We start from the raw sequence: 4,805 nt of genomic DNA on the forward strand, positions 1-4,805 counted from the left end.
CCACATGTGGTCACCGCTCCGGGACGGGCAGCGCGCCGGAGACCGGGAACACCCGTGCGGGTCGTCCTTTCCGTCCCCACCCGGTGCTCCGCACCCCGTGCGTCCCACCGGCCGCGGCCCCGAAGCCCTCCCGGGGCCATCCTCACCCGGAACCGCCCGCCGCGCCGTGACGCCGCGCCCTTCAGGCCTCCTCGGAAGCCTCCTCGGCCCCCTCAGCGGGCTCACCGGCCTCCTCGGAGGGGTCGGCGTCCTCCTCCGGGGCGTCGGGGACCCCGTCCATGTAGCTCTGGCCGGGGGTCGTGGTCCCCAGCAGCTGGGACACCGTGACCATGGTGTACCCCTGCTCGTCCAGTTCCCGGATGGCCGTGCGGGAGGCGTCGACGGTGGTGCCGTGGATGTCGTGCATGAGGATGATCGCCCCGTCCGAAGCGCCCTCCAGCACCCGGTCGTGGATCACCGAGGCCTTGCGGTCCTTCCAGTCGAGGGTGTCCACGCTCCACAGGATCTGGGCCAGGCCCATGTCCGCGGTCACCGAGGCCACGCCCTCGTCGGTCGAGCCGTAGGGCGGGCGCATGAGGTTCATGGTGTAGCCGGTCTCGCGGTACACCAGCGCCTGCACGACGTCCAGGTCCGCGCGCACCCCTCCCGCGCCCAGACCGGCCAGGTCGGGGTGGTTCAGGGTGTGGTTGGCGATCTCGTGCCCCTCCGCGTAGGCGCGCCGCACCGTGTGCGGGTGCTCCATGACGGGGTTGCCGGTGACGAAGAACGTGGCCCGCGCGTCGTACTCGGCGAGGGCGTCCAGCAGTTCGGGGGTGCGCCCGCCGGGCCCGTCGTCGTAGGTCAGCGCCACGCACTTGGTTTCGGGGTCGGAGCAGTCGACCTCGGGGTCCACCGCGGGCACCTGCCCGGGCACGGCGCCCTCCTCCTGGCCGTCCTTGTCGGCCTGGGGCGGGGCGGCGATGGAGAAGTCCTCCACGCCCACGGTCGCGGCGTCGCGCACGCGCAGGCCCAGTTCGGACAGCAGGCCCTCGGCCTCACCGGCGGCGACCACCGCGCGCGTGCGGCCCTCCTCCGCCGGGGCGACCTGCCCGGCGTCGAACTCCACGACCAGGTCGCCGTCGGGGTTGAAGCCCACCGAGTCGTACAGGGAGCTGATCGGGTGGACGACGCCGGGGTCGGCCGGGCCCTCCCCGCCCTCCCCGCTTCCGACGGCGCCGCGCACCAGGCCGTTGAGCTCCTCCAGCTGCTCCTGGCCGCCGACCAGTGCGGCGGAGGGGTGGTGCGCCGCGGTCTCGGTGTCGTACCAGTAGGTGGTGTACCCCTCCCGGGACCCCTCGGAGTCGGTCTCCACCCGGGTCACGCGGACCCCCAGCAGGCCGTCGCGCGCCGCGGTCAGGTTCCACCCCGCCTCGAAGGAGACCGCGCCGGGGTTGGCGGCCTCGAAGGCGTGCACCTCGTCGGTCAGCTCACGCTCCAGGAAGTCGGCCAGCGGCTCGGCGTTGGGGATCACCGGATAGGTCACCGCGACGGAGATCTCCCCGTCGTAGGGCAGTTCGGCCTCCTCCAGGCCCGCCACCGCGGCCGCGTCCACCTCGGTGAGCCCGTCGGGCTCACCGGAGGCCGGGGGCGACGGCTCGCTCTCGGAGACCGGCGCTCCATGCGTCCGCGGCCCGGGCTCGGGCTCCCCGGAGGAGCGGGTGGCCAACAACACCATGCCCGCCAGGACCGCCAGGGCTACCACGACCGTGATCAGGGGGTGGTCCGGTGCCATGGCGAGGCGGGACTGCTTACTCACGAGGGAATCTCCACGTTCATCGCTCAGACGAACGTCCGCGGGGAGCAGAGGGGAGCTCACCCGCGCAACGCTTGACTTCGTGTGTGACGCCGGTCGAAGGACGGGGGTTCTCACCGTCCGGGCCGGGCGCATGGGGCCGCACGCCGGGTACAGGGGCGAAGGGGGCCCTCCCTATACTTGCAGCCGTGGAAGGTACATGATCCACCCCCGCGTCCCGGGTCCGGCCCGGAACGGGCGGGGCGGAACCATGTCGCAAGAGGGAACCCGGTGCGAGTCCGGGACTGCCCCGCAGCGGTATGGGGGAACGAACGTCGCCATGAGCACTGGTAGTGCCGGTCGCGGAGACCGCACACCGGGAAGCGGCGGCCAGTAGGAGGAGCGGTGTCGGCACCGCCCGCGCCCCCGAGTCCGAAGACCTGCCTCCACCCGGCGACGCACCCGCGGCGCCGGTGGTCCCGCGCCCCGAGGGAGGGCCGGAGGCGGTGGCAGGTCCGGTGCGCGCCCGCGGCGCGTCCGTCGGCGTGTCCTCCCCTCTTCTCCCCTCGCGGCCGGTACCCGGCTTTCGACGAGGGAGAGAAGCTCATGACCACGACCCCCGCGCCGTCCGCGGCCCCGGGCGGACCACGCCCCTCCGTGCGCTCGACCGTGCACGGCTACCCGCGCATCGGCCCCGCCCGCGAGCTCAAGCGCGCCTGCGAGTCCCACTGGAGGGGCCGCACCACCGCCCGCGAACTGGACGAGGTCGCCGCCGGGCTGCGCCTGGGCGTCTACGCCCAGATGCGCGAGGCCGGTGTCGACGACATCCCCTCCAACACGTTCTCCTACTACGACCACGTGCTGGACACCGCGGTCCTGTTCGACCTGGTCCCCTCCCGCTTCGCCCCTCCCGCCGCGGCGGCGGACCGCGAGGAGGAACTGCGCCGCTACTTCGCGCTCGCCCGCGGCGAACAGGGCGCCCCGCCGCTGGAGATGACCAAGTGGTTCGACACGAACTACCACTACCTGGTCCCCGAGCTCTCGCCCGGCAGCCGTCCCCGCCTGGTGGGCGACAAGCCCGTCGCCGAGTTCCGAGAGGCGGCCGAGGCGGGTTTCCACACCCGCCCGGTCCTGGTCGGTCCGCTCACCTTCCTGCTGCTGGCCAAGCCCGCCGACGGCGCCCCCGAGGGCTGGGAACCCGTCCAGCTGCTCGACCAGCTCCTGGAGGCCTACGCCCAGCTGCTCGGCGACCTGCGGGCCGCGGGCGCCACCGAGGTCCAGCTGGACGAGCCGATCCTGGCCACCGACGAGGGCCGCGCCGCCGTCGGCCACCTGGAGCGCGCCTACCAGTACCTGGGCGCGGTCACCGACCGCCCCTCCCTGCTGGTGTCCACCTACTTCGGCTCCATCGGCTCCGCCGCCCTGCGCGTCCTCAAGGACTCCGCGGTCGAGGCGGTCGGCCTGGACCTGGTCACCGACGACGAGGGCGTGGACGACCTGGTGCGGGTCTCCGGCCTGGGCGCCACCCGCCTGGTCGCGGGCGTGGTGGAGGGGCGCAACGTCTGGCGCACCGACATCCCGGCCGCCGTCGCCGCGCTCGGTACCCTGCTCGCCCTCACCGACGAGCTGACCGTGAGCACCTCCTGCTCCCTGCTGCACGTGCCCCTGGACCTGGACGCCGAGCCCTTCCTGGCCCCCGAGCTGCGCGGGGCCCTGGCCTTCGCCAAGCAGAAGGCCGAGGAGACGGCCCTGCTCGGCCGCGTGCTGTCCGAGGGTGCCGAGTCCGAGCACACCGGACGGGGCGGCGTCCGTCCCCCCGCCTTCACCGACGCGCGCGTGCGCGCCCGCCTCGACGCCCTGGGCCCGGACGCCTACGAGCGCCCGCGGGAACGCGGCAGGCCCACCGACACCCCGCTCACCACGACCACCATCGGGTCCTTCCCGCAGACCGCCGAGCTGCGCCGCGCCCGCGCCGCGCACCGCAGGGGGGAACTGGCGGAGGACGCCTACAAGGCCGTCCTGCGCGAGGAGATCGACCGGGTCGTCGCGCTCCAGGAGGAGATCGGACTGGATGTGCTCGTGCACGGCGAGCCCGAGCGCAACGACATGGTCCAGTACTTCGCCGAGCAGCTGGAGGGCTACGCCACCACCGAGAACGGCTGGGTGCAGTCCTACGGTTCGCGGTGCGTGCGCCCGCCGATCCTGTTCGGCGACGTCTCGCGCCCCCAGCCGATGACGGTCGAGTGGACCACCTACGCCCAGTCGCGCACCGACAAGCCGGTCAAGGGCATGCTGACCGGTCCGGTCACCATGCTCGCCTGGTCGTTCGTGCGCACCGACCAGCCGCTGGGCGAGACCGCACGCCAGGTGGCCTTGAGTTTGCGCGACGAGGTCGCCGACCTGGAACGCGCCGGGATCCGCCATATCCAGGTGGACGAGGCGGCCCTGCGCGAACTGCTGCCGCTGCGCTCGGAGCACCGGGCGCGGTACCTGGACTGGGCGGTGGGCTCCTTCCGCCTGGCCACGTCGGGGGTGTCGCCGTCCACGACCATCCACACGCACATGTGCTACTCGGAGTTCGGGCTGATCGTCGGCGGCATCGAGGCGCTGGACGCCGACGTCACCAGCGTGGAGGCCGCCCGCTCGCGCATGGAGCTGGTGCGGGACCTGGGCGAGCGCGGCTACGGGCGCGGGATCGGCCCGGGCGTGTACGACATCCATTCCCCGCGGGTGCCCTCGGTGGAGGAGATCGAGGGGGCGCTGCGGCTGGCGGTCGCGCACATCGACGCCCGGAACCTGTGGGTGAACCCCGACTGCGGCCTCAAGACGCGCGGTTACGCCGAGGCCGAACAGGCCCTGCGCAACATGGTCGAGGCGGCCCGCCGGGTGCGCGCCGACCTGGCGTGAGCCCGGCGGTGTTTTTGTGGACCTCCGCTTCGCCTCGGTCCGTGTCCGGGCGCCCGGAGAACGGGAATCGGGTTGAAGCAGGCACAGTGGCGCCTCCGGTGAGACGGCTCGTGCCCACACCGTCGCC

General features: G+C 73.5%; 2 protein-coding genes and 1 riboswitch. Of the genes, one reads left to right on the top strand and one right to left on the bottom strand.

Annotation, left to right across the window (positions count from 1 at the left end):
• Positions 1-181: 181 nt before the first annotated feature.
• A complete protein-coding gene (locus tag DQW06_RS00660) occupies positions 182-1,771 on the bottom strand; it encodes a polysaccharide deacetylase family protein (RefSeq protein WP_041552329.1) in 1,590 nt (529 codons plus the stop codon).
• Positions 1,772-2,049: 278 nt separating this feature from the next.
• A riboswitch (cobalamin riboswitch) is annotated at positions 2,050-2,213 on the top strand.
• A gap of 164 nt (positions 2,214-2,377) precedes the next feature.
• On the opposite strand from DQW06_RS00660, the gene metE reads away from it, so the two are divergent.
• Positions 2,378-4,678: a 5-methyltetrahydropteroyltriglutamate--homocysteine S-methyltransferase gene (gene metE, locus DQW06_RS00665; RefSeq protein WP_117197761.1), complete on the top strand. Its 2,301-nt coding sequence runs from the start codon at positions 2,378-2,380 to the stop codon at positions 4,676-4,678.
• Positions 4,679-4,805: the final 127 nt, after the last annotated feature.

Origin of the sequence: Nocardiopsis sp. TNDT3 (genome assembly GCF_003427465.1) — a bacterium.
Taxonomy (GTDB): Bacteria; Actinomycetota; Actinomycetes; order Streptosporangiales; family Streptosporangiaceae; genus Nocardiopsis; species Nocardiopsis dassonvillei.

What these genes read in the sequence shown, in the direction of transcription:
- metE (WP_117197761.1), top strand. Translation starts at nt 2,378, where the DNA reads ATGACCACGACCCCCGCGCCGTCCGCGGCCCCGGGCGGACCACGCCCC.
- DQW06_RS00660 (WP_041552329.1), bottom strand. Translation starts at nt 1,771, where the DNA reads ATGGCACCGGACCACCCCCTGATCACGGTCGTGGTAGCCCTGGCGGTC.